Origin of the sequence: Zobellia laminariae, from assembly GCF_030553095.1 — a bacterium.
In the GTDB taxonomy this organism is placed as follows: Bacteria; Bacteroidota; Bacteroidia; order Flavobacteriales; family Flavobacteriaceae; genus Zobellia; species Zobellia laminariae.
Window position 1 is genome coordinate 1,816,622 of the sequence record NZ_CP130738.1, and the last position, 24,522, is coordinate 1,841,143.

The 24,522-nt window shown below is 33.9% G+C and carries 23 protein-coding genes and 2 pseudogenes; 23 read left to right on the forward strand and 2 right to left on the reverse strand.

Annotation, left to right across the window (positions count from 1 at the left end):
- Positions 1-10: 10 nt before the first annotated feature.
- The 20 genes and pseudogenes from rfbB to purD all read left to right on the forward strand — a co-directional run bounded on the left by rfbB (position 11) and on the right by purD (position 20,642).
- A complete protein-coding gene (gene rfbB, locus Q5W13_RS08600) occupies positions 11-1,033 on the forward strand; it encodes a dTDP-glucose 4,6-dehydratase (RefSeq protein WP_304446021.1) in 1,023 nt (340 codons plus the stop codon).
- A 4-nt stretch (positions 1,034-1,037) separates the two neighbouring features.
- Positions 1,038-1,892, forward strand: a complete 855-nt coding sequence (gene rfbA / locus Q5W13_RS08605) for a glucose-1-phosphate thymidylyltransferase RfbA (RefSeq protein ID WP_304446022.1) — start codon at positions 1,038-1,040, stop codon at positions 1,890-1,892.
- Positions 1,893-1,910: 18 nt separating this feature from the next.
- Complete coding sequence (rfbC, locus tag Q5W13_RS08610; protein WP_304446023.1) at positions 1,911-2,456, forward strand: dTDP-4-dehydrorhamnose 3,5-epimerase; 546 nt, start codon at positions 1,911-1,913, stop codon at positions 2,454-2,456.
- Positions 2,453-3,235, forward strand: coding sequence for a dTDP-4-dehydrorhamnose reductase (rfbD, locus tag Q5W13_RS08615; protein WP_304446024.1), 783 nt, complete (start codon positions 2,453-2,455; stop codon positions 3,233-3,235). Before rfbC ends, rfbD begins: the two co-directional genes overlap by 4 nt.
- A gap of 100 nt (positions 3,236-3,335) precedes the next feature.
- Positions 3,336-3,845: a hypothetical protein gene (locus Q5W13_RS08620; RefSeq protein ID WP_304446025.1), complete on the forward strand. Its 510-nt coding sequence runs from the start codon at positions 3,336-3,338 to the stop codon at positions 3,843-3,845.
- Positions 3,846-3,873: 28 nt separating this feature from the next.
- Positions 3,874-4,882: pseudogene (gene pseB / locus Q5W13_RS08625) on the forward strand (UDP-N-acetylglucosamine 4,6-dehydratase (inverting)).
- Positions 4,882-6,078: pseudogene (pseC, locus tag Q5W13_RS08630) on the forward strand (UDP-4-amino-4,6-dideoxy-N-acetyl-beta-L-altrosamine transaminase). The pseudogenes pseB and pseC overlap by 1 nt, the downstream one beginning before the upstream one ends.
- On the forward strand, positions 6,062-6,910 hold the full coding sequence (locus tag Q5W13_RS08635; protein ID WP_304446026.1) for an aldo/keto reductase: 849 nt from the start codon (positions 6,062-6,064) through the stop codon (positions 6,908-6,910). Before pseC ends, Q5W13_RS08635 begins: the two are co-directional and overlap by 17 nt.
- 2 nt (positions 6,911-6,912) lie before the next feature.
- Positions 6,913-7,701 (forward strand): SDR family NAD(P)-dependent oxidoreductase, encoded by a 789-nt coding sequence (locus tag Q5W13_RS08640; protein ID WP_304446027.1) that lies wholly within the window; start codon positions 6,913-6,915, stop codon positions 7,699-7,701.
- Complete coding sequence (locus tag Q5W13_RS08645; protein ID WP_304446028.1) at positions 7,679-8,521, forward strand: cytidylyltransferase domain-containing protein; 843 nt, start codon at positions 7,679-7,681, stop codon at positions 8,519-8,521. Before Q5W13_RS08640 ends, Q5W13_RS08645 begins: the two co-directional genes overlap by 23 nt.
- A gap of 68 nt (positions 8,522-8,589) precedes the next feature.
- Positions 8,590-10,065 carry a UDP-2,4-diacetamido-2,4,6-trideoxy-beta-L-altropyranose hydrolase gene (gene pseG, locus Q5W13_RS08650; RefSeq protein WP_304446029.1) on the forward strand — a complete coding sequence of 492 codons (1,476 nt, stop codon included), beginning with the start codon at positions 8,590-8,592 and terminating at the stop codon, positions 10,063-10,065.
- On the forward strand, positions 10,055-11,074 hold the full coding sequence (pseI, locus tag Q5W13_RS08655; RefSeq protein WP_304446030.1) for a pseudaminic acid synthase: 1,020 nt from the start codon (positions 10,055-10,057) through the stop codon (positions 11,072-11,074). The genes pseG and pseI overlap by 11 nt, the downstream gene beginning before the upstream one ends.
- Before the next feature lie 360 nt (positions 11,075-11,434).
- Complete coding sequence (locus Q5W13_RS08660; protein WP_304446031.1) at positions 11,435-12,268, forward strand: O-antigen ligase family protein; 834 nt, start codon at positions 11,435-11,437, stop codon at positions 12,266-12,268.
- A 42-nt stretch (positions 12,269-12,310) separates the two neighbouring features.
- Positions 12,311-13,561, forward strand: coding sequence for an O-antigen ligase family protein (locus Q5W13_RS08665; protein ID WP_304446032.1), 1,251 nt, complete (start codon positions 12,311-12,313; stop codon positions 13,559-13,561).
- Positions 13,562-13,888: 327 nt separating this feature from the next.
- Positions 13,889-14,965 (forward strand): hypothetical protein, encoded by a 1,077-nt coding sequence (locus tag Q5W13_RS08670; protein WP_304446033.1) that lies wholly within the window; start codon positions 13,889-13,891, stop codon positions 14,963-14,965.
- A complete protein-coding gene (locus tag Q5W13_RS08675) occupies positions 14,955-16,211 on the forward strand; it encodes a lipopolysaccharide biosynthesis protein (RefSeq protein ID WP_304446034.1) in 1,257 nt (418 codons plus the stop codon). Before Q5W13_RS08670 ends, Q5W13_RS08675 begins: the two co-directional genes overlap by 11 nt.
- A 10-nt stretch (positions 16,212-16,221) precedes the next feature.
- Positions 16,222-16,716, forward strand: a complete 495-nt coding sequence (locus Q5W13_RS08680) for an acyltransferase (RefSeq protein WP_304446035.1) — start codon at positions 16,222-16,224, stop codon at positions 16,714-16,716.
- Positions 16,717-16,726: 10 nt separating this feature from the next.
- The gene (locus tag Q5W13_RS08685) at positions 16,727-17,926 is read left to right on the forward strand and encodes a glycosyltransferase family 4 protein (protein ID WP_368662551.1); all 1,200 of its coding nucleotides are present in this window, start codon (positions 16,727-16,729) and stop codon (positions 17,924-17,926) included.
- 94 nt (positions 17,927-18,020) lie between these two features.
- Positions 18,021-19,211: a glycosyltransferase family 4 protein gene (locus Q5W13_RS08690; protein WP_304446036.1), complete on the forward strand. Its 1,191-nt coding sequence runs from the start codon at positions 18,021-18,023 to the stop codon at positions 19,209-19,211.
- 156 nt (positions 19,212-19,367) lie between these two features.
- On the forward strand, positions 19,368-20,642 hold the full coding sequence (purD, locus tag Q5W13_RS08695; protein ID WP_304446037.1) for a phosphoribosylamine--glycine ligase: 1,275 nt from the start codon (positions 19,368-19,370) through the stop codon (positions 20,640-20,642).
- Positions 20,643-20,696: 54 nt separating this feature from the next.
- Here the strand turns inward: purD and Q5W13_RS08700 are convergent, their stop codons facing one another.
- Positions 20,697-20,918: a DUF6341 family protein gene (locus Q5W13_RS08700; RefSeq protein ID WP_155595280.1), complete on the reverse strand. Its 222-nt coding sequence runs from the start codon at positions 20,916-20,918 to the stop codon at positions 20,697-20,699.
- A 390-nt stretch (positions 20,919-21,308) separates the two neighbouring features.
- Here Q5W13_RS08700 and Q5W13_RS08705 point away from each other — a divergent pair, with 390 nt between their 5' ends.
- Genes Q5W13_RS08705 through Q5W13_RS08715 form a run of 3 tightly spaced genes read left to right on the forward strand, consistent with a single transcriptional unit; the run spans position 21,309 to position 23,732 of the window.
- Positions 21,309-22,061 (forward strand): hypothetical protein, encoded by a 753-nt coding sequence (locus Q5W13_RS08705; protein ID WP_304446038.1) that lies wholly within the window; start codon positions 21,309-21,311, stop codon positions 22,059-22,061.
- A 32-nt stretch (positions 22,062-22,093) separates the two neighbouring features.
- Positions 22,094-22,696 (forward strand): DUF4254 domain-containing protein, encoded by a 603-nt coding sequence (locus Q5W13_RS08710; protein ID WP_304446039.1) that lies wholly within the window; start codon positions 22,094-22,096, stop codon positions 22,694-22,696.
- A 34-nt stretch (positions 22,697-22,730) separates the two neighbouring features.
- Positions 22,731-23,732 (forward strand): glycosyltransferase family 9 protein, encoded by a 1,002-nt coding sequence (locus Q5W13_RS08715; RefSeq protein ID WP_304446040.1) that lies wholly within the window; start codon positions 22,731-22,733, stop codon positions 23,730-23,732.
- 7 nt (positions 23,733-23,739) lie between these two features.
- Here the strand turns inward: Q5W13_RS08715 and Q5W13_RS08720 are convergent, their stop codons facing one another.
- Positions 23,740-24,357 carry a TetR/AcrR family transcriptional regulator gene (locus Q5W13_RS08720; RefSeq protein WP_155595277.1) on the reverse strand — a complete coding sequence of 206 codons (618 nt, stop codon included), beginning with the start codon at positions 24,355-24,357 and terminating at the stop codon, positions 23,740-23,742.
- Positions 24,358-24,522: the final 165 nt, after the last annotated feature.

A 24,522-nucleotide genomic window follows, 5' to 3' on the forward strand; every position in this document is an offset into this window, starting at 1 on the left:
AAATTTTTATATGGCCAGTAGAACAATTCTTATTACAGGTGGGGCCGGCTTTATTGGTAGTAATTTCATTCCATTTTTCCTTAAGAAATATCAGGAAGTTACTGTTGTAAACTTGGACAAGCTTACATATGCAGGTAACTTAAGTAATTTAAAGGAAGTAGAAGATAACGAGCGATATAAGTTTGTAAAAGGAGATATATGCAATTCAGACTTGGTAAATTCTATTTTTACTGATTATCAAATTTCAGATGTAATTCATTTTGCGGCAGAGTCTCATGTAGATAATTCAATTGAGGGGCCAGAGGCATTTATTAAAACGAACATTAACGGTACGTTTACGTTAATTGAAACAGCACGAAAACATTGGCTTAGTGAAGCAAATAATCGAAAAAAGGGATTTGAAACATCGCGTTTTCATCATATTTCTACAGATGAGGTATATGGTAGTTTAGGGGAATCGGGTTTTTTTAATGAGGATACATCGTACGCACCTAATAGTCCATATAGCGCATCAAAGGCTGCTTCTGATTTTTTAGTGAGAAGTTATTATCATACCTATGGATTAGATGTAGTTACAAGTAATTGTTCTAACAACTATGGCCCCAAGCAACATGATGAGAAGCTTATCCCAACCATCATTAGAAAGGCATTAGCAGGAGAAGAGATTCCTATTTATGGAGATGGAAAGAACGTTAGGGATTGGTTATATGTCCTTGACCACTGTACAGGAATAGATGTTGCTTTTTCCAAGGGTAAAGCTGGTGAAACATATGTTATAGGAGGGGACAACGAGCATAATAATATCTCAATTGCTAGTACAATATGCGCTATTTTAGATAAGGTACATCCCAGAGAAAGCGGAAGCTATACTGAGTTAATAACGTTCGTGAAAGATCGGTTAGGACATGATTTTAGATATGCTATAGATGCACATAAAATAAAAACTGAATTGGGGTGGGAACCACAGTTCAATTTTGATTCAGGATTGAAGAAAACGGTCTCATCATATATTAGCAAATATCAGAAGAGTTAAAAATATGAAAGGAATCATCTTAGCTGGAGGCTCAGGAACTCGCTTACATCCGCTTACTTTGGCTGTTAGTAAGCAATTAATGCCTATTTATGACAAGCCGATGATTTACTATCCATTGGCCACTCTTCTATCTGCAGGTATTCAGCAAATATTAATTATTACCACACCGCAAGATATCCCGCTTTTTAAAAAATTATTGGGTAACGGTAATCAATTGGGATGCAATTTTCAATATGCTGTACAAGAGAACCCGAATGGGTTAGCAGAAGCCTTTATTATTGGGGAAGATTTTATAGGAAAAGATAAAGTTGCTCTTATTTTGGGCGATAACATATTTTACGGTTCTGGTCTAGCAAAATTGCTTCAAGCCAATAATAATCCTGATGGAGGAATTATATATGGCTATCACGTACAAGATCCAAAACGATATGGTGTTGTTGAGTTTGATGAAAATGGTAAGGCAATTTCAATTGAGGAAAAACCAGATAAACCAAAATCTAATTATGCGGTTTATAGCATCTACTTTTATGATAACCAAGTAGTGGAAATTGCAAAAAAAATTAAGCCAAGTCCTAGAGGGGAACTCGAAATAACGGACATTAACAAAGTCTATTTAGAGGATAAAAAACTGACGGTAAGTATTTTAGACCGGGGTACTGCTTGGTTGGATACGGGTACATTTAGTTCTTTGATGCAAGCATCACAATTTGTTGAGGTCATTGAAGAGCGTCAAGGTCTAAAAGTAGGTTCTATTGAAGAAGTAGCATATACCATGGGGTATATTTCTAGAGAACAATTGCACAAACTTGCCAAACCTCTTGTTAAAAGTGGTTACGGAAACTATTTATTAGAGCTATAAATTGCTGAAAACAATAGCATGAAAATAACGGAAACCAGTTTAAAAGGTTGTTTTATAATACAACCGAGACTGTTTGAAGATGATAGGGGAGTTTTCTTTGAATCATATCAACAGAAAAAATTTGAAGAAGCCATAGGTGGGCAGATTAATTTTGTTCAGGACAATATCTCGGTATCCAAAAAAGGTGTGATTAGGGGTCTCCATCTTCAGAAAGGCGTTCATGCTCAATCTAAATTAGTGCAAGTTGTTCATGGAGAGGTTTTAGATGTTATTGTAGATTTAAGAAAAGATAGCGAAACTTTTGGCCAGCATTATAAACTTAATCTATCCGGTAACAACAGAACATCTATTTTTATACCAAAAGGTATGGCTCATGGTTTTGTCACTTTGAGTGATGAAGCTACATTTATGTATAAATGTGATGCATTTTATGATTCTGCTTCGGAAAGCGGTATAATTTATAATGATTTAGATTTACAGATTGACTGGCAATGCCCTATCGCAACTCCAATCATTTCTGAAAAGGATTATCAACTTCCTACTTTTAAAGAATTTTTTAAATGAAATCTGTACTCGTAACCGGAGCTAACGGTCAGTTAGGACAAAGTATTCAGAAATTGGCCTCTGATTATCCTCAATTGAATTTTGTTTTTGTAAGTTCAATAGATTTAGATATTACTGATATTGACTCAATTGAAAAAAGGCTTTCAAACAGAGCGTTTAAGTACTGTATTAACTGCGCGGCCTATACAGATGTAGAAAACTCTGAAAAAGAACCTGAAAAGGCCTTTAAAGTTAATTCGGAAGGAGTCAACAACCTAGCATTAGTTTGTAAAGAGCAAGAAACGGTTTTGATACATATCTCTACAGATTATGTTTTTGACGGAGAGAAAGGTACTCCATATGAAGTTAGTGACCCCACTAACCCTATTAATGTGTACGGGGCATCCAAACTGATGGGAGAACGGCATATAGAGGAAATAATGGATGCATATTTTATTATTAGAACGTCTTGGTTGTACTCAGAATTTGGAAAAAACTTTTATAAAATCATTCTTCAAAAAGCCAGAGAAGGAGCCAACCTAAGTGTGACGGATGACCAAATAGGTTGTCCAACCCATGCTGGAAATTTGGCGAAACATGTGTTAGATTTAATCACTGGAGAGAATAAGAGTTATGGAATACATCATTTCACCGATGAGGAAAGTCTAAGTTGGTATGGTTTTGCTAAAAAAATTCTAAGGGAAAACAATTTGTCCGACAAAGTCAAACTTGAGAAAGCGAAGAATTATCGTACTTTTGCCAAAAGGCCTGCGTATAGTGTTTTAGCAATGCATACTTAAATAAATTAGACATATATCATTTTATTAAGGAGAAGAGTTTTGAACATATCTGAATTCATAAACATTGTATAAAAATCTTAGAACTCAAGGAATTTGTAAATTGGGTTACCTCTCAATAATTGTTGCTTTTATTTTTTTTAATTTTGGCTGTGAATCATTTAGCAAGAAAAGAGAAAAGCAAAATAAAGAGATTATTGAATATGAAAGCACTGATTTACTAAGATTCAAAGTTAAAGAGGAGAGTTTTAGAAAAGATAGTTTATCACTTATTTTTAGAAATATCTATTTAAAAAAAATAGATGCCAATGAATTTAGTTTAAAAATAAATACAGATTTCCACGGAAAAAATATAAACGACTATAAAAACTATTATATAGTTGTGGCTATCTATCCACGAGATAATGAAATTCAGTTGCTAAGCCCCGACCGGTTAAAATATAAGTTTGAATCGTATTCTGCTAAGATTGGTAAGAACGAGGTAAACGATTTAATGATTGCTAGAAAAATAAAAACTAAACTGAAGTTTGCACGGGCTATTACTATTTCTTTGTTTGAGTATAAGACAAAACTGAAAAGTCAAGAAATCGTTTTACAGAACGTAAAATTTTAAATTAATATCTGCACAAATGAAATTTGAAATGAAAAACAAGTCCCTATTGATTACGGGCGGTACCGGATCATTAGGGAAGGCTCTTACGCAGCATATCCTATCAAAATATCCTGAAATAAGGAGGTTGATAATCTTTTCTAGGGATGAGCAAAAGCAATTTCAAATGGCTCAAGAATTTTCAGAAAGTGAATATCCGCAAATTCGCTATTTCATAGGAGATGTAAGAGATAGAGACCGTTTAATAAGAGCATTTAAGGGTGTAGATTACGTAATTCATGCTGCTGCTATGAAGCATGTTCATCTTGCGGAATACAACCCCGAAGAATGCATAAAAACCAACATCGGTGGAGCTCAGAACGTTGTTGATGCTTGTTTGGAAACAAATGTAGAACGGGTAGTGGCACTTTCTACAGACAAGGCTTGTGCTCCAATTAATCTATATGGTGCTACGAAATTAACTTCTGATAAATTATTTGTTGCTGCAAACAATATTAAAGGAGACAGTCCAATTAGATTTTCTGTAGTTAGATATGGAAATGTAATGGGCTCAAATGGTTCTGTAATTCCATTTTTCATTTCTAAAAAAAAAATGGGGTATTTTACCAATCACGGACCCAAATATGACGCGGTTTAATATTTCTTTGCAAGGTGGAGTAGATATGGTTATGTATGCATTAAAAGAGGCTTGGGGCGGAGAATTATTCGTGCCAAAAATACCTTCTTATCGTATTACAGACGTTGCCGAGGCAATTGGTCCGGATTGTGAGAAACCTGTGGTTGGAATACGTCCAGGGGAGAAAATTCATGAAGAAATGATAACGCCGTCAGATTCATTTTACACATATGATTTAGGGCATTATTATGCAATTCTACCGGTAACGCATCAATGGAAATTGGAAGACTACTTAGAAAAATTTCAAGCTAAAAAAGTTCCACAAGGATTTAGCTATAATTCCGGTGAAAACACCGAATGGGAAAGTGTACAGGGCTTAAGAGAACTTATTAAGGAACATGTAGATTCAACTTTTACACTATGATGAAACCAATCCCATATGGCCGTCAACATATTTCTCAGGAAGATATTGATGCGGTAGTAGCTACGTTAAAATCAGATTACTTAACACAGGGTCCTAAGATATTAGAATTCGAAAATGCTTTTGCAAATTACGTTGGCAGTAAATATGCGGTTGCCGTAGCAAATGGCACAGCTGCTCTGCACCTTTGCGCGCTTGCATTAGAAGTGCAAAAGGGAGATAAAGTAATTACAACACCAATTACTTTTGCAGCATCTGCCAATTGTGTGAGGTATTGTGGTGGAGAGGTCGTATTTGCTGATATTGATCCAGAAACTTATCTACTGGATATAAATAAAGTAGAAGAGTTGTTGTTGGCGTCTCCTAAAGGCACGTATAAGGGAATAATTCCTGTTGATTTTGCTGGTAGAAGCGTTGATATGGAAGCTTTCTCGTTACTAGCTAAGGAACACGGTCTATGGATTATAGAAGATTCATGTCATGCATAAGGAGGTTTTTTTAAAGATAGTAAAGGTGTGCAACAAAAGTGTGGTAATGGTAAATTTGCAGATTTGGCTATTTTTTCTTTCCATCCTGTAAAACATATTGCAGCAGGTGAAGGAGGTATGATTACTACTAATGACGAGGAATTGTATAAGTCATTACTTATGTTAAGAACGCATGGAATAACCAAGGATAGTGAAACCTTTAAAAACAGCATCGACTTTGCTGCTGGACAATCGGGTTTTTCAGAGTATCATGGATGGTATATGGAAATGCAAACTTTAGGATATAATTATCGTTTGACGGATTTTCAATCTGCCTTAGGACTTTCTCAACTTTCCAGAGCGGAAGAAGGTATAGAACGTAGAAGAGAACTTGCCAAGGTATATCAGAATGCTTTCCGTGACAAAAAATATGTAAAAGGTCAATCGGGTGTTATAAATGGGCATGCATATCACTTGTACGTTATTGAAGTAGATGACAGAACAGGATTGTATAACTACTTGAGAGAGCACAAGATATATGCGCAAATACATTACATTCCATGTCATTTAATGCCATATTATAGAGATCAAAAATGGAAAGAAGGAGACTTGCCACAAGCTGAAAGCTATTACAAAAAATGCATAAGTCTACCCATGTATCCTACCCTAGAATCAAAAGAGCAGCAATATGTAATATCGCAGGTATTTGAATTTTATGAAAAGGGCGTATAATAAATTAGGGTTAGGCACAGTACAGTTTGGTATTGATTATGGAATTTCTAACACTAATGGAAAGACTAGCAGTGTAGAGATAGAAAAGATTTTGGGTTATGCCAAAAACAATGGTATCTCCTACATAGATACGGCTTCTGCATATGGGAATGCAGAGAAGGTGTTGGGCTCGTTTGATTTGTCTTCCTTTCGAGTAATTTCAAAGTTTATGCCTCCAAACAATAGTTCTATTAAAGATGAACTAGAGGATAGTTTGAAAGACCTTGGTTTGAAAAATGTTTATGCTTATTTAGCACACCGACCAGAGGAGCTTTTAAAAAAAACCAAACAATGGTTTGAACTTGAAGAACTGAAAGACCTAGGCAAAGTTGAAAAAATAGGATATTCTTTGAATAGTCTTGAGGAGTTAGACTTATTATTACAAAAAGATATGGTGCCAGATTTAGTCCATAAGGTGCCTTATAATTTATTTGATAGAAGATTCGAAAGTCATATCGTAGAATTAAAGAATAATGGTTGTGAAATACATACGCGGTCTACTTTCTTACAAGGTCTCTTTTTTATCGAACCTAAAAATTTGCCTTTGTATTTTGAATCTGTGAAAGATGTAATAAGTGATTTACAAGATGAGTTTGGAAAGAACTTGTCTGGTGGACTTTTAAATTATGTATTGGATAAAGAATTTATAGACGTTGTTGTTGTGGGAGTCGAAAATGTAAATCAACTTATCCAAAATATTGAAAATGTAAGTTTTACAGAGCCCATAAAAACACATATACCTAAGGTTCAGGAAAAGATTTTAGTGCCCTCTTTGTGGCCTAAAGACAGATAATTATGATAAAAACATTCGATCTTAATAGTAAAGTCATTTTAATCTCTGGAGGGTATGGTTTTCTTGGCCGTGCTATTACATTAAGCCTTTCTCACCATGGTGCCAAGGTGTATGTCTTAGGGAGAAGTGAGAAAAAATTTAAGGAGGCCTTTAATGACGAGAATGGTTTAATAAATTCCAGTATTAATTTTTTTGTCTGCGACGTTTCCTCAACTGAATCAATTAAACAGGCTTTTGAAAGTATTGATGAAAAAGAAGGTAAAATAGATGTTTTAATTAATAATGCGTTTTATAGTAAAGGTCAATCTCCTGAAAAAATGTCCGATGAGGATTGGTCTTATGGAGTTGATGGCTCTTTGAATAGTGTATTTAGAGCCATTAGGGAGGTAATACCTTATTTTAAGAAAAACAAAGGCGGAAAGATTATAAATGTATCTTCTATGTATGGAGTGGTAGCTCCGCAGTTCGATGTTTACGATGAATATCCGCAGTTCTTGAATCCTCCACATTATGGGGCAGCAAAAGCAGGCGTTATTCAGATAACAAAGTATTATGCTAGCTATTTAGGAAAATATAATATAAAAGTGAATACAGTAACTCCCGGTCCTTTTCCCTCAGATAAAGTGAAGGAGGATAAAGGGTTTGTTAAAGCTTTGGCAGAAAAAACTTGTTTAGGCCGTGTAGGCTTACCTGAAGATTTGGCGGGTTGTTTTGTTTTTTTAGCATCAAACGCGGCAGACTATATAACAGGTCAAAATTTTGTAGTGGATGGAGGATGGACATCAAAGTAAGAAAGCTATATTTATTATTCAGGCAAGAATGCAATCTAGCCGGCTTCCGGGTAAAGTTTTAATTCCACTGCCGTTATGGGGAGATAAGCCATTACTTATGTGGGTTATTGAAGAATTGCGGAAATCAAAACACTTTGGGAAAATTGTTTTAGCAACCTCAAAAAATAAGGAAAACGACTTACTGGAAGATTTTTGTTCAAAAAATAGTATAGCTTGTTTTAGAGGAGAAGAGGATGATGTATTGAGCAGGTTTACTTCAATACTTAAAGATGTTTATTATAATACTGTAGTTAGGCTAACAGCTGATAACCCAATTGTTGACATTAACACCTTAGATAAAACAATAAGCTATCATCAGGCCCAAGGAAATGATTATACCAATACTGATACCTTACCTACAGGAATGAATTTTGAGGTTGTTAAGGCTCAGTCTTTACTTGAAATAACGAATCAAGCACTCACATTGAGTGATAGAGAACATGTTACGCTATTTATTAGAAATAATAAGAAATATAAGAAAGGAGTGTTTAACCCAACTGTAAGCAGCTTTTTTAAAACCTTGCGTTTAACTGTTGATTACGCCTCTGATTTATTAGTTACCTCATCATTACTACAATTTGGTCAAAAACATCAACTAAGGGGGTTAGAATTGGTTCAAGCAGTTTATACTAAGGCCCCCTACCTGTTTGAGGCCAATAAAAACAATATACAAAAGAGGCAGTTTAAAGACGCTAAGATGGAGGTTGATTTTGCAATTCAGATTTTGCAAAAATATGAATTGCATACATCTGCATCTATCCTTGAAAAGCAAAAACCCTAACAAGCTATAGAAGTAGAGCTTGTTAACTTTCATTATCTGCTTTATAAACTTCGCTTATAAAAAAAAGAATGATAAGAAAAATCCTTTTTAGGGCAGATGGAAATTCTATAACGGGACTAGGTCATTTATACCGTTTATTTGCTGTCGTAGATATGCTTAAAGACCATTATACGTTTGTTTTTGTAACTAGAAACGACTCTACGGTGGAGGCAATTCCATCAAATTTTAATGTAAGCCTAATTCCTAATAATGTTTCAATTAGTAATGAAGCAGAGTGGTTGGCTGAAAATTTTGATGCATCTACATATGTAATGATAGCAGATGGTTATCAGTTTAATAGTTCTTACCAAAGACAGATAAAACAATTAGAATTTAAACTAGTATATATTGATGATTTAGTTGAATCCCACATGTATGCCGATATAGTAATTAATCATGCGCCTGATATAGAAGCAGAAGCTTTTCTAAGTGAAACTTATACAAAATTTGGTCTTGGTACGAAATACGCTCTATTACGGCAAAGCTTTTTGACCCAAGCAAAAAAAAGTATAAAAGCTGGTACCCTAGACTCCTTGTTTATTTGTTTTGGCGGAGCGGATAAATATGATTTGTCCTTAAAAGTAGCCATAGCAGCAGTTAATATAGATCAGATTAGAGAAATACACATTGTTTTAGGAGGGGCCTATGACAAACAGGAAATTTATGATTTCAAAGAAAAGCATTCCAAAAAACTCAACCTTTATAACGGTCTATCCGAAACTGACCTAGTTGCTGTAATGAATCTTTGTAACTTTGCCGTTGCACCAACAAGCACAATATTTTATGAATTGTGTGCTATTAAAATGCCGATTCTTGGTGGGTATTATGTAAAGAATCAAGAAGGAATTTATAATAGTATGAGTTCTAAAAACGTATTATATAAGGCAGGAGATTTTACAAAATATACCATTAGGGATTTTGAAGATAAGTTGAATGGGTTACTTAGTGAACCAAATCTATTAGAGTCTATACAAAATCAAAAAAATCTTTTTGATGGTAAAAGTGATATAAGGATTTTAGGGTTAATTAATTCTTTAAACATTTCTTTTAGAGAGGCAGTTAGAACAGACTTAGAATTAACTTACGAATGGTCAAATGATGAATTGGTTAGAAAAAATTCTTTTAATTCTGAACAAATCTCATTTACCGGCCATAGCGCTTGGTTTGAAAAGAAAATGGTTGATAAAAACAGTTTATTTTTAATTGCTGAGGTCAATGATATTCCCGCTGGTGTAGTACGGTATGAAGTAGAAAATCAAATGAGTATTGTAGGTGTTTCTATTCAAAAAGAATTTAGAGGGCAAGGACTAGCTACTGATTTTTTGCTCAAATCTGCGGAACTTTATTTTTCTAATTATGACAAACCTATATTTGCTTATATTAAGAAGAAAAATACCGCTTCAGTTAAAGCATTTGAAAAAGCAGGTTACTATTTAGTTGAAGAGAAATTAATCATGAATGAAATAAGTTTTGTTTACAAATTAGACGCTAATCATGGAATTTGAAAATTGTTTTATTATCGCCGAATTGTCAGCTAACCACGGGGGCGATTTAGGTATTGCCAAAGAGACGGTTAGAGCGGCAAAACGAGCTGGTGCTGATGCCATAAAATTACAAACCTACACGGCGGACACTATAACATTGAACGTTAGGAACGATAATTTCAAAATTAATCAAGGCACAGCCTGGGATGGGCAATACTTTTATGACCTTTATAAGGGAGCTTCACTTCCTTGGGAATGGCACGAAGAGCTATTTGCGGTTGCAAAGGAAGAAGGATTAATATGTTTTTCATCTCCTTTTGATAGAACGGCTGTAGACTTTCTAGAAAAATTGGACGCTCCTATCTATAAAATTGCATCTTTTGAAATAACAGATATTCCATTGATTGAATATGTGGCTTCCAAAGGAAAACCTATGATTATATCAACAGGGATAGCTACATTAGAAGATATAGAATTAGCGATAGAAGCCTGTAAAAGGAAAGGTAATAATGATATTACCATTCTAAAATGTACTTCTGCATATCCGGCAGATCCGGAAGACGCAAATCTAATTACAATACCAGACATAATAAAAAGATTTAAGGTTAACTCAGGGCTTTCTGATCATACATTAGGCATAGAAGCTCCTGTAGTGGCTGTATCTTTGGGGGCAAAAGTAATAGAAAAGCATTTTATTTTAAACAAATCAATAGGGGGTGCTGATGCACATTTTTCACTTGATGAAATGGAATTCAAAAAAATGGTTGAGGCTGTAAGAATGGCCGAAAAAATGATGGGGAAAGTAGATTACGACCTAACGGAAAAGAAAAAGAAAAGTAGGTATTTTTCAAGATCTCTTTTTATTATAGAAGATGTTGTTAAAGGAGATATAATTACAGAAGATAATGTTAGGTCTGTTAGACCGGGCATAGGTATGCATCCCAAATACTATAAGGACATTCTTGGTAAAAAGTTCTCCGAGTCCGCAGAGAAGGGCACTCCGTTGCAAAGTGACTTAATAGCACAATAGATTTTCATTATGACGTTTATTGAAGGTCTTAGTATTAAAAAACACAGGGTTACGGTCATCACCCACTTTGTAGTTTTGTTGATAGCAGGGATGAGCACAATTCTAAGACCTTCCTTGGAAAGTAATATTACCCTATTTAGAGTATTACTCCCATTTTTGTTTTTGTGGTTATTTATAGTAAATGTAAAAAAGGGAATTGAACTCTCTATAATTATTGTACTGTTCCTACTCTATTCGCTAATAGTATCATATCTTTCTAGATTTCATAATTTCGATTTAATTTTCAATTTATATTACATAACTGTCTTCTTCTTTTTCTATTACTACAAGGAGGTTTTGAAAATTTGTGGGGCAATACCCATGTACAAATTTCTTTCGGGCTTCTTTAAAACAATCATAATACTTGGTTTAATACAGCTCTTTTTTGGGGGAGTATATTTTAATACACAGGATAGGTTGCCAGCAGTTAATATTTTTTTTTGGAATGAGAATGAGTATTCTTCTGTACTAGCAATTTTTGCACCATTGTTTTTTTTAAGAGAAAAGGGATATGCAAAGTATCTTTGGATTGCTGTAGCAACTTATTTAATGATTTATAATGATGCTAAATTGGCAGTTTTCTCTTTAATAGTTTTCTTTGCTGGAATGTTTGTTTTAAAGAACAAACTATTAAAAGTAAAGTATTTAGGCTTTATTCTTTTAGCCATAATAGGTATTGTAGTTCTTTTTTTATTGAAAAGTTATAGCATTCAAGGCGAGTATACAATTGAATATTTTATCTCTCGATTAACAGAACATATATGGCTTAGGGAGCCACTCTTACATATTGGTACTTTTAATGCCAGATCAAATGCCGTAATTTTAGGAATAAAAGAGTTTTTAGACTCTTATTGTCTGGGAATAGGTCCAGGCAATTCATTACCAATGATGAAGGAAATTGTAGTCCCGGGAACTGAAAAATATACAGCCCTTAGTATGCACAATTTTACGTTGCAAATTATAACCGAGATGGGACTATTCGGAATAGGTATTATTGCATTATTTATAATGAAAATAGTGAAGGCCGCAGAAGAAAGCATATATGATGATAACCTATGGTCTTTCTTTTCTTTATTAGCTGCCTTATTTCAATCACATTATTATCAGGTGCTTGGTCAAACTATTTCTATCTTCTTATCTTGTTCTATGCATTAGATTTTTTTAAAGAAAATGTTAGATAGACTCAATAATCTCAATTTGAAAAGGGCAAAGAAGTATATTCTTTTAGCACTTTTTTTTTCAATCCCGTTGGCTCCTAAAGTTTCAACTCTACTAACCATACTCTTTATTCTGCTATGTTTATGGGAAATTAGAAAAATAGATTTCAGGGTAATTAAAGGATATAGAGACTTCTCTATTTATATAATAATTTACGTATTTCTGCTAATAGGTTTATTATATAGCATTGACGTAGACACTGGTCTTTCAAAAATCCAGACTCAAGTTTCCTTATTTATCTTTCCAATTTTTTTGGGTAGTAGTGTGTTTTCTAGGAAAGACCGGGACGACTTTATGAGCAGTTTTGTGTACGGTACTCTGATTACTTTAGGGTTGGCATTTTTGAATGCGGCTTACAGGTTTTACCAAAGCGGGACCACCTATATTGTGGATGAATTATCTAGAAAGCATAGTATATTTTTTTATGATGAATTTTCTAAATTTCTGGATTTACACCCAACCTATTTCTCTTTATACTTATCCTTGGCGCTATTCTTTTTGATTTTTACAAAAAATAGTAAAAATCACTTTTCCAAATTTAGCAGAATAGGGCTTTCCATTTTTTTGTTTGTGGGATTGTTTTTTACCTCAAGTAAAGCGGGTATATTTTCGTTTCTTTTGATTATAACGGGTTATTTAATTTATCAGGCGGTTATTACTAAACATAGAAATTACATTTATTTTTTGGTCATATTATTAATGGGAGGGAGTGTAATGTTATTTATGAACCCTGTGTTAGTTACCCGGACGCAACAGATGGTATCTTCTATGAATAAAGTTGTTATTGGAGGAGATGAAGTTAAAGAGTCAACCGGAATACGACTCAATCTTTGGTATCTTTCACTAGTAACTGCACAAGAAAAGTTAGCATTTGGATATGGTACGGGTAGTGTATTTAAAGCCTTAAATGAAAATTGTATTCACTTTTACAGTTTTTCTACCTGCGAAGGTCTTAGAAATAAAAATAGCCATAATGAATACTTAAATTTTTTATTATCCAATGGTTTGTTGGTGTTAATTCTATTTATTTCTGCATTGGCGATTGGTCTAATACGCGCAATTAAAAACAGAGATATTCTCTCTGTTCTTTTTCTAACCTTTATGATATTTAATTTCTTTTTTGAAAGTCTATTACAACGGGAAAGAGGAGTTTTGTTTTTTTCAATTTTTGTTGTGATGCTTTCAATTACACAAAAAAAACAATTCATAAAAAGTTTTAATGAGCGATAACTGCAATAGTAATAGTCTGCAAGACATAGAGCTTATGTACAATACCCAATCAATCAAGGTTGATGGAGATTGTATATGGCCTGTATTAAGATTAAAGATAAATGAAGAAATAAGAAAAAAAAGCGGCCTTAAATCCAGGACTGTTAATTTAGATAAATCCACGGTTTTGAGGTTGTTTGTTACCTTGTTTTACGGAGTGTCTAATTTATTGAGATTGGGTAAATTTAACTTTTGGTATTTTTCATCCTCTGATCGAAGAAAAAAATAGGGGATATATATGTTGATAGAATTATAGGTTCCTTGGTTAAGGACTGTAAACAATCAGTAGTGATTGAAAACCCATATCCTAAAGGTAAGCACTATCCTAGACGGGAAGTAGAAACAAAAAACATTTTTAGTCAGACTATTTTTTTTGCGGGAACAAGATTGTTTCAAATATTTGTTGGTAATAAAATAAAGATACAAGGAGAAGAAGTTATAATAGACATCCTTAGGGAAAATAACATTCAAATTGATTATGTTCAATTAATTCGTAATCATATTGCACAGTATAATTTTATTAGATTTTTGTTGTTTTTCGTCAAACCTAGAGCTGTATTTTTTATCTATGCCGCTTCATCTATGGGCTTTATTAAAGGACTTAAAAAACACAAAATTCCTGTTATAGAGATACAGCACGGAGTTATAAACAAATTTCATAATGCATATAATGTAAACAAGGAATATGGATATAAATTATTTCCAGATTATCTATTGACTTTTGGGCATCAGGAAAAAGAAGTATTTATTAAAGGCAATTATTTTATAGACACCAATAATGTTTTTCCTGTTGGATATGATTTTCTGGATAGAACCATTAATACTCCTACGGAGTATTTAGTTTCTGGAAAAGGTGAACAATTTGATGCTTTGGTCATGTTTAGTCTACAGGAACCATTTGAGGAGTATATGTTCAGTTTTATAATTGAAGCGGCTTCTCTTGATAAAAAAGTTCTTTATGTTATAGTGCCAAGAGATACCAACAAACTATATAATCAGGTTTCAAAAATTGAAAATATTGTTATTGAGCGTAATTTTAGTGTTTATGAATGCCTTAAGAAGGCAGATGTTCATGCAACTATAAACTCAACTTGCGCTATAGAGGCACCTTGTTTTGGTGTGCCTAATATATTATTTGATTACAAGTCTTGGTCTTCGGATTATTATGGTAAAGTTTTAAATGACAGTGGTATTACTATTTATTGTAATACAGCTGAAGATTTCGTAAATAAACTGAGAACTCACAAGTTTTACAGTTCGGAAAAGATTATCAAAGAATCAAGGACCTTCTTTGAGAGAGATTTTTATTCTAATGTTCATATGGTATTAAAAAATGAGATTTTAAAAGCTGATAATGAAGAATAAAAAACTAGTTAAAAACATTTCGCTCTTCACGTTTTTTAATGTTATTAACTCCGCTATACCTTTTTTGCTTTTACCTTTACTTACCACTTATCTTAGTCCCGAAGACTATGGGGTGGTCGATATTTTTTATAATATCTCAATGATAGCTACTCCATTAATAGGTTTAAGCGTCGTGCAGTCTATTAGTAGATATTATTTTGAGGAGGTAGATTTATCTAAATTTGTAACAACTGTTTTTTTAATTCTAACAAGCTTTGGTTCACTAGTTTTGTTTGCTTCCATTTTTATTTCTTTAGCATGGCAAGATTTTTTTCTATCATATAATATTCCTCCCTTAATAATAGTTTTTGCCATGGTTTACACCTTGTTTACCCAATTGGCGGAAATTTTACTAACATTATGGCGGGTCTCCTATAGTACGGCTAAATTTGGGTTTTTTAGAATTGCCAAAACATTGGCAGATTTAGGGTTATCTATTCTTTTAATTGTAAGCTTTAATATGGGCTGGGAGGGAAGAATTTTGCCACAACTTGCAATGGCTGTTCTTTTTGGGATGATTGCTATTGTAATTATTTATAAAAAAGGATATCTTATAAAAAATGGGTATAACAAGAATTATAAAGGAAAAATATTATCGTTTAGTTTACCATTAATTTTTCATTCTTTAGGAGGACATATTATAGGCTTTTCTGACCGTTTCTTTATATTATTTATACTTGGCCTAGATAATGTCGGGATTTATTCCGTAGCATATCAAATAGGTATGGTAATAGCTTTACTACAAAACTCGTTCAATCAGGCATGGGTTCCCTTCTTTTTTGAAAAGTTGAAGAATGATAATGAGGCAGAAAAGCTTAATATTGTTAAGATTACTTATGGATACTTTGTGCTGCTTGTAATTATGGTAATCATATTTTATTTTGCGACTCCCATAATATACCAATACTTTATAGGCGATGCTTTTACTTCGGGAGCAGAAGTTGTTTTATGGATTTTAATGGGCTATGCTTTTAACGGAATGTATAAAATGGTCGTGAACTATTTGTTTTTTTTAAAAAAAACAAATTGGATTGCGTTTGCAACTCTTGGTTCGGCTGTGTTAAATTTAGGTCTGAATTATATTTTAATTAATATTAATGGTTTAGTGGGTGCTGCACAGGCAACTACCATTACATTTTTTATATTATTCATTGTGGTCTTTTTCTTAAGTAAAAAGGCTTATAAAATGCCATGGGCATTAAAATAAAGAAGAAATTATGCTCAGGCTTCTCAAAAAAATTAAATCTATTTGTTTTACTTACATAGCTAAAAGAACTCTTGGACAAAAGAATGTTAGCCTAAAGGCAAACGGTTTTACAAAACTGACAAAAAATACTCGGTTAGGTAAGAACGTTAATTTTAATGGCTTTATATTATATGGAGCAGGAAAGTGTAATATTGGAGATAATTTTCATTCTGGTCAAGGATGTAAAGTTCTAACATCTTATCACAATTATCAAGGTAATGCTGTTCCATATGACCACACTTTAATTACCAAACCTGTTACTATTGAAGATAACGTCTGGCTAGGCATGAATGTTACTATAATGGGCGGAGTAACTTTAGGTGAAGGATGTATAATACAAGCCGAAAGTGTTGTGGTGGCCGATGTCCCAAAATGTGCAATTGCTGGTGGACACCCTGCTAAAGTTTTCTCAATGAGAGATGAAAAACGCTATTTTGAACTGAAAAGTCAAGGCAAATTTTTATAGTTTAAATATAATTAATGAAAATACTCTTTCTTACGGACAATTTCCCCCGGAATCTAATGCCCCAGCTACTCGTACTTATGAACATTGTAAAACATGGGTTGAGCAGGGTGTTGAAGTTACTGTTATTACCGGAGCACCAAATTTTCCTCATGGTAAAGTATATAAAGGTTATAGTAATAAAATTTATAGCATAGAGTATGTAGATGGTATAAAAGTCATTCGAGTGTGGACTTTTATCGCCGCAAACAAAGGGTTTCTTAAGCGCATAATTGATTTTATTAGTTTTATGATAAGCGCATTTATAGCGGGGCTATTTGTCAAGACAGATTTAATTATAGCCACTTCACCGCAATTTTTCACTGCGGTAGCAGGTAGATGGCTTGCATTTTGGAAAAGGAAGAAATGGGTTATGGAGGTTCGGGATTTATGGCCAGAATCTATAAAAGCAGTAGGTGCTATGGACAGAAACATAGCTATTCGGTTTTTTGAATATCTAGAACATAGAATGTACAAAAATGCCTATAAAATAGTCAGTGTAACAGATTCTTTTAAAAGGTATATAATAGCTGACCACAATATCCCATCTAGTAGAATTGCAGTTGTGAAAAATGGTATTAACACAAGTATGTTTTCACCTATAACTAAAAGCACTTCACTTATAAAAGAGCTTGGTTTAGAGAATAAATTCATTATTGGTTACATCGGTACTCATGGAATGGCACATAAGTTAGATTTCATCCTTCAATGTGCAGATAAGGTAAAAGATGAAAGTGTTCATTTTCTTTTTGTGGGAGCAGGAGCTGAGAAGGATAATCTTTTAAAGTTAAAAGAAAACCTTGGACTGAAAAATGTGAGTCTTTTACCTTCTGTTCAAAAAAAACAAGTAAAGGAGTATCTCTCAATTATTGATGTTGGCTTAGTTAACCTAAGAAAATCAGATACGTTTAAATCTGTCTTACCTTCTAAAATTTTTGAACTTGCAGCAATGCATAAACCAATATTACTTGGTGTTGAAGGAGAAGCAAAAGAACTTGTTGAACAGTACAATGTAGGTTTAAGTTTTGATCCTGAAAATGAAACTGAGTTTTTGAGGGCTATTGAACGGTTAAAAAATAGTGATTTGGATAGATGGGAATTTTCACGTCTCGTGGCTGATTTTGACCGTGTTGATTTGGCAAAAAAAATGCTTGAATTCCTTAAAGAGGATTAAATAAATCTTGTGTTTTTTAGGTTTATGTATTTTTACCTAAGCGATATAAGTCAACAAAGGATAACTTCATTACTTTTGACAAAAATATAAACTCTTGTTTTTTCTAGAAACTGCCATATCATTATTTATAGGAGCTTTTCTTCTTACGTATTTAACTATACCAAAAATTATTAAGGTAGTTGAACACAAAAGGTTGATGGATGACCCCAATCAACGTAGTTCTCACTCTTCTAGAACTCCAACATTAGGTGGCGTTGCATTTTTTTACGTACTCATATTAGCTCTTTTTGTTATTAGGGACCGAGATTTGTTCGATGAGGCAATGTATATGATACCTGCGCTTACTGTACTCTTCATAATTGGGCTAAAAGATGATTTAGTGGTGATTTCTCCAGGAGCCAAACTTTTGGCACAAGTGTTTGCTATCATTTTTATTCTGATTAACCCTAGTTTTACTATACACTCTTTAAATGGATTTTTGAATATAAATGAAATACCATACTATTTATACTTGATTATTGCTGGGTTTATGATGTTAACGATTATTAACTCATACAATCTTATTGACGGTATAGACGGGTTGGCATCCGTTGTGGGCATAGTTATAATGGTAATTTATACTACCATATTTTATTTGACCGGCGAGTATTTTTTTGCATTGATTAGTATCACTATGAATGCTAGCCTTATGGCATTTTTGGGCTTCAATTTGTCTTCGGATAAAAAGATTTTTATGGGAGATACGGGGTCACTAATGGTTGGTTTGATTATTAGTATACTAACTTTAAAATTTTTGGCGTTAAGACCAACATCATATACAGAGTTACCATTTCTTCTTGAAAATGCTCCGTTAATTGCTATAAGTATTTTAATTGTTCCACTTTTTGATACGGCTAGAGTATTTACTATTCGAATAGCAAATAAGAAAGGTCCTTTTTCACCTGATCGTAATCATACGCATCATGTCCTAATTGATTATTGGGGACTTTCCCATAAGCAGGCTAGTTTTATTATTGGTTGTTTTAATTTACTCTTTGTAATGCTGTTTATTGTACTAGGTAGCACGGCAAAGAACTTAGGTATGGTAATCATGTTGGTTTCTGTGGTTATTGCTTTGGGTTATATCTTCTTTAAGTACAATTATAATTTTGCGACCTTAAAGCAAAAGATACTTATAAAGAGAAAGGTTGATCGAATAAAATCTAAAGTAGAAGAGTCTAATCTTTCTAAAAGAAAAAAAGACCGTCAAAAACCGGGGGATAAAGAAGATAATATTGAAGAATAAGATTTGTTAATTCAAGTTTTATAAATGCTGTTCTCTACAGTTTTCAGTAATTAAGTTTTTATCTAGAATGAGGTCTTTGAGAACTTTTCCGTCAATAATATATTTTCAATACCTAAAATTCCACTTCAAAACGTATTTTTGCGCAAACCTTAGAACATGAATATTCTTATTTTAGGTGCTGGCGGTCGCGAGCACACTCTTGCTTGGAAGCTTAGCCAAAGTCCAAAATTAAAGAACCTTTACGTAGCACCTTATGGTAATGCAGGTACTTCTAAAATCGCTACTAATATACCAGTTGGTGTAAACGATTTTGAAGGGATAAAGAAGGCAGTTCTAGAGAATGACGTAAATATTGTCATAGTTGGTCCAGAAGACCCATTGGTAAATGGTGTTCATGATTTCTTCCTCAACGACTCGGAATTAAAGAATATACCCGTAATAGGACCGCAAAAAGCAGGAGCTGAACTAGAAGGCAGTAAAGAGTTTGCCAAAAAGTTCATGATTAGACACAATATACCTACCGCAGCTTATGAAAGTTTTACTGCGGAGACACTTCAGGAAGGATTTGATTTCCTTGAAACGCTGCAACCTCCTTACGTATTAAAAGCAGACGGACTAGCAGCTGGTAAAGGGGTTGTTATCCTGGAAGATATAGCAGAGGCCAAAGAGGAGTTGAAAACCATGTTGGTAGATGCCAAATTTGGTAATGCCAGTGCTACTGTGGTTATCGAAGAGTTTTTGGCTGGTATTGAATTAAGCGTTTTTGTTTTGACGGATGGTAGTGGTTATAAGGTTTTGCCAACTGCAAAAGATTATAAACGTATAGGTGAAGGTGATGCTGGACTTAATACAGGAGGAATGGGCGCTATTTCACCGGTTCCTTTCGCTGATGAGGTTTTAATGGATAAGATACACCAGCGCATTGTTAAGCCTACCGTAGAGGGGCTTAAAAAAGATAATCTACCCTATAAAGGTTTTATATTCATCGGTCTGATTAAGGTTGGCGAAGAACCTAAGGTTATAGAATACAATGTACGTTTAGGTGATCCGGAGACGGAAGTGGTTGTCCCTAGAATAAAAAATGATTTGGTAGAGGTTTTTGAGGCTGTTGCCGACGGCACTTTAGATGATATAAACTTGGAGCTTGACCCAAGAACGGCATCAACGGTTATGTTGGTTTCGGGAGGTTATCCTGAGGCTTATGAAAAGGGTAAAGAAATTACTGGATTTGATTCTGTAGAAGATTCATTGGTATTTCATGCCGGTACCCAATTAAAAGAGGGTAAGGTTGTAACTAGTGGCGGTAGGGTAATGGCAGTTACTTCTTTTGGAAATAATTTTAAAGAAGCATTGGCAACATCTTACAAGAACATAGAGAAAATCAAGTTCCAAGACATGAACTATAGAAAAGATATTGGATTCGATCTATAAAAGAAAGAATCCAATATCTTTAATGTAAATTATTTAAAAAAAACCTGAAAAGGTTTATAGGTAAGAGTGAGAAGAGACAGATTTATCTTCTTCGTCATTGTCGCTAAATTTTTTAAGCTGTAGCATCCAATAAATAAAAGCGGCAAAACCAATTGCTGCAAGAGTCCAGTTTATGAAATTCGCACCCCACCAGCTGTGCATATGACGCAACTGATCCAATGGCCAAAATAAATGGTTAACGAACAAATCTCCTATTCCTTCAAAAAATGATGTCATCTTAGCTATATTTACACTTGCAAAAGTATAAAAAGCTTAGGAACTTTCTAAATTTTAATTTTGATGATTTAGTTTGTTGATTTGAATGCACGAACAAAGAAACATTAGGGGCAAATGCTACAGGTTCTTTTGCTAATTTTGGTTTCAGCCTTTGAAGTGATGAAAATAGAATACCGACCGGTGAAAATTTAGATAATTTTTCAAATGATATCAATCATTTTTGGCAAGACAAAGCCAATTAACTACATAATAATTCTTTCGTTTCTCTTCGTTTTCTATTGGTTCGTGCACTTTTCTATGTTCGATAGAATCTACTCCATGAGTCAAACATTTTGGCAGATGTTTATTTTGGCAGTTTTATTTTTCAGCATTTTCATTGTAAATTTTATTGTGAAGCGCAATAAAGTAACGGGCGCAAACTCTTTTTCCATACTTTTTTACGGACTGTTAATGGTTGTGTTTCCAGAAACATTGCTAGATTCTAATGCTATTTTTTGTAGCTTTTTCCTATTGTTGGCCACTAGAAGGCTAATTAGTATTAGGTCTTTAAAAGAGATTAAGTTCAAAATTTTTGATGCAACCATTTGGGTTTTAGTTTCAAGTCTCTTTTATGATTGGGCCTTGTTGTTTCTAATTTTAGTGTTGGCCGCTATATATTTTTATGAACCAAAGAATATTAGAAACTGGTTGGTACCGCTTGCCGCTGTTTTTACAGTGCTTATGATTACAGAATGTGTTCTGGTTCTATCTGGTACACAAGACTTTTTTGCCGAACATTATAAATTTACGGTTTCACTCAATATCACTTACTTCTCGTATTGGGGCCATAGCACAAAACTTGTTCTATTTGCATTGACCACTTTTGTAGCTGGCCTTTTGGCTTTTCTAAAATTGGGAAAAGCAGGGTTCGGAAGAGTAATTACCATGCGCCTAATAGCTCTTTCTTTTGTTATAGGTCTAGTTTTAAATATACTGCTGCTATCAGATAATGTATATCCTATTATGATTACTTTCTTTCCAGCGGTTGTTTTTATGACCAAGTATATTGAGTCGTTACGGAAAGCCAATATTCGTGAAATTATACTCATGGCTGCAGTAATTATTCCATTTTTGGTATTGATGACTGCCATTGCGATAAAATAATTATGAATAACTTTGCGCTAAAGCAATAAAAGATGTTCAGCAAGTTCGCCTATACCGTTTTCACGGAAAGTATTCAGAAATACCATGTTAAGGATGATGTTTATCAGTCTTTTACAAATCCCTACCCTAAAGATGATATTGCTCATCTCCTCTATCGTAAAAACTGGATAGACACGGTTCAATGGCATTATGAAGATATTATTCGTGATCCTGCAATTTTACCTGCTGACGCGCTAGTTTTAAAAAGAAAAATTGACGCAAGCAATCAAGACAGAACGGACTTAGTAGAGTTTATCGATGGTTATTTTTTCGATAAGTATAAAGACATTGAGGTTAAGGATGGTGCTACTATAAATACAGAAAGCCCTGCTTGGGCTATAGATAGGCTTTCAATTTTATCATTGAAAATCTATCATATGCAAGAAGAGGTTGACAGAACGGATGCCTCTGCTGAGCATATTGAAAAATGTACTCAGAAACTGAATGTATTACTTGAACAACTTAAAGACCTATCTTCCGCAATAGATCAACTGTTAGCAGATATTGAGGCTGGCGATAAGTATATGAAAGTTTACAAACAGATGAAGATGTATAACGATGATGAGATGAACCCTGTTCTCCGTGGACAAAAATAAACCACATCACGTATTAGTAATAAGGCTTTCGGCCATGGGCGATGTTGCAATGACTGTACCCGTGCTTATTGCTTTAACAAAACAATACCCCGAACTGAAAATTACTGTGCTTACGCGTAAATTTTTCAGTCCAATGTTTAATACACTACCAAATGTTGACGTTTATGAAGCCGATGTAAAAGGAAGGCATAAGGGTGCATTTGGATTATGGAAGCTATATAGAGAGCTTAGAAAACTAAAAATTGATGCTGTAGCAGATTTGCATAATGTCCTGCGAAGCAAAGTCTTGAAACGGTATTTTAAGTATGGTAAAATTCCGGTTGAGCAGATTGATAAAGGTAGAGCTGAAAAAAAAGCACTGACTAAAAGTACTTCTAAAGTTTTCAAACTTTTAAAAACAACTCATCAACGTTACATAGATGTATTTCAGGAACTAGGTTTTTCTATCGATCTATCAAAAGACTCGGTGTTACCTAAAGAAACCCTGTCGGAGAATGAGCTTAAAATAATTGGTTCAGATGCAAAAAAATGGATTGGAATAGCCCCTTTTGCAGCGTTTGAGGGGAAAACGTATCCTTTGAAATTAATGGAAGAGGTTATTAAATCTCTAAACGATACTGATAAGTATAAAATATTTCTTTTTGGCGGTGGTCCTATTCAAGAACAGAAGTTAGAAATTTTAGATAGCAGGTTTAATAACTGTATAAGTATGGTTGGTAAACTATCATTTAGTGATGAACTGGCGCTTATATCAAATTTAGACATCATGTTGTCTATGGATAGCGGTAACGCGCATTTGGCTGCTATGTACGGTATTCCCGTAATTACAATTTGGGGAGTTACTCACCCGTATGCTGGGTTCTATCCGTTTGGTCAGGATATGAGTAATGCTCTTTGTGCCGATCGGGAAAAATTCCCGCTCATTCCAACATCGGTATATGGTAATAAAATGCCAGAGGGTTATGAAATGGCAATGCGTACTATTCTACCTGAAACCATTGTAAACAAACTGCAACTGGTTTTAAATAAAGTATAAGTCGGTTTTACACTGTTGCTGTCTTAGGCTCTAAAGATTTGAAATACTGACGCAATTGAGACATAAATCTGTATTTACGTGCACTTGGGGCTGTTTCCACCATTAAGGTTCTTACACCAATATAAGAGCTCATAAGATAAACGGCAACACCTTCACTATCTACATGTCTATCAATATGACCATTAAATTTACCACGTTGTACGGCAGAAACTAAATTCACTTCCCAAATACGAAGAATATCGTTTAGGTGCTTCATTATAGTTTCGTTCTTGCCGTTAAACTCGTTTATGAAGTTACTCAATACAAAACCAAAGTCGAATTCATTATGAACTGCAGTTTCTAAAGCCTCTTCAAAACACTGTGTAATAAGATCTAATGTATTGTCATGACCTTCAATAGGTTCTATAAGCTGACTGTACATTTTTCTTACCAGCAGATTTTCTATGATTTGAATAAAGAAATCCTCTTTAGATTCAAAGTGATAATAGAAAGCACCTTTGGACAAAGACAACTCTTTTAATATATCATCAATACTGGTGTTGTAATATCCGTTTTTATAAAAAAAGTCTAATCCTGTTACTTGCATTCTTTGCATGGTTGCCATGCGCTTTAAGCTCTTGGTCATAATATAAAATTTGGGTTAAACAGACCGTTGGGTCTCATACAAAGAACCTTGGGAATGAATGCTATGTTCGAAAAGAGGGGTCATCCGACCAAATTTTTCGATAAAAGGGTAAAATCGGCTAATTTGTGGTCATTCAACGAGTGACCCACAAACCACGTGGTCGGT

Coding starts and splice junctions, on each gene's coding strand:
- Q5W13_RS08715 (WP_304446040.1), top strand. CDS start 22,731: ATGGGCGATGTTGCAATGACTGTACCCGTGCTTATTGCTTTAACAAAA.
- rfbA (WP_304446022.1), top strand. CDS start 1,038: ATGAAAGGAATCATCTTAGCTGGAGGCTCAGGAACTCGCTTACATCCG.
- pseG (WP_304446029.1), top strand. CDS start 8,590: ATGATAAGAAAAATCCTTTTTAGGGCAGATGGAAATTCTATAACGGGA.
- rfbB (WP_304446021.1), top strand. CDS start 11: ATGGCCAGTAGAACAATTCTTATTACAGGTGGGGCCGGCTTTATTGGT.
- purD (WP_304446037.1), top strand. CDS start 19,368: ATGAATATTCTTATTTTAGGTGCTGGCGGTCGCGAGCACACTCTTGCT.
- rfbC (WP_304446023.1), top strand. CDS start 1,911: ATGAAAATAACGGAAACCAGTTTAAAAGGTTGTTTTATAATACAACCG.
- Q5W13_RS08710 (WP_304446039.1), top strand. CDS start 22,094: ATGTTCAGCAAGTTCGCCTATACCGTTTTCACGGAAAGTATTCAGAAA.
- pseI (WP_304446030.1), top strand. CDS start 10,055: ATGGAATTTGAAAATTGTTTTATTATCGCCGAATTGTCAGCTAACCAC.
- Q5W13_RS08680 (WP_304446035.1), top strand. CDS start 16,222: ATGCTCAGGCTTCTCAAAAAAATTAAATCTATTTGTTTTACTTACATA.
- Q5W13_RS08675 (WP_304446034.1), top strand. CDS start 14,955: ATGAAGAATAAAAAACTAGTTAAAAACATTTCGCTCTTCACGTTTTTT.
- Q5W13_RS08660 (WP_304446031.1), top strand. CDS start 11,435: ATGTACAAATTTCTTTCGGGCTTCTTTAAAACAATCATAATACTTGGT.
- rfbD (WP_304446024.1), top strand. CDS start 2,453: ATGAAATCTGTACTCGTAACCGGAGCTAACGGTCAGTTAGGACAAAGT.
- Q5W13_RS08720 (WP_155595277.1), bottom strand. CDS start 24,357: ATGACCAAGAGCTTAAAGCGCATGGCAACCATGCAAAGAATGCAAGTA.
- Q5W13_RS08635 (WP_304446026.1), top strand. CDS start 6,062: ATGAAAAGGGCGTATAATAAATTAGGGTTAGGCACAGTACAGTTTGGT.
- Q5W13_RS08700 (WP_155595280.1), bottom strand. CDS start 20,918: ATGACATCATTTTTTGAAGGAATAGGAGATTTGTTCGTTAACCATTTA.
- Q5W13_RS08645 (WP_304446028.1), top strand. CDS start 7,679: ATGGAGGATGGACATCAAAGTAAGAAAGCTATATTTATTATTCAGGCA.
- Q5W13_RS08640 (WP_304446027.1), top strand. CDS start 6,913: ATGATAAAAACATTCGATCTTAATAGTAAAGTCATTTTAATCTCTGGA.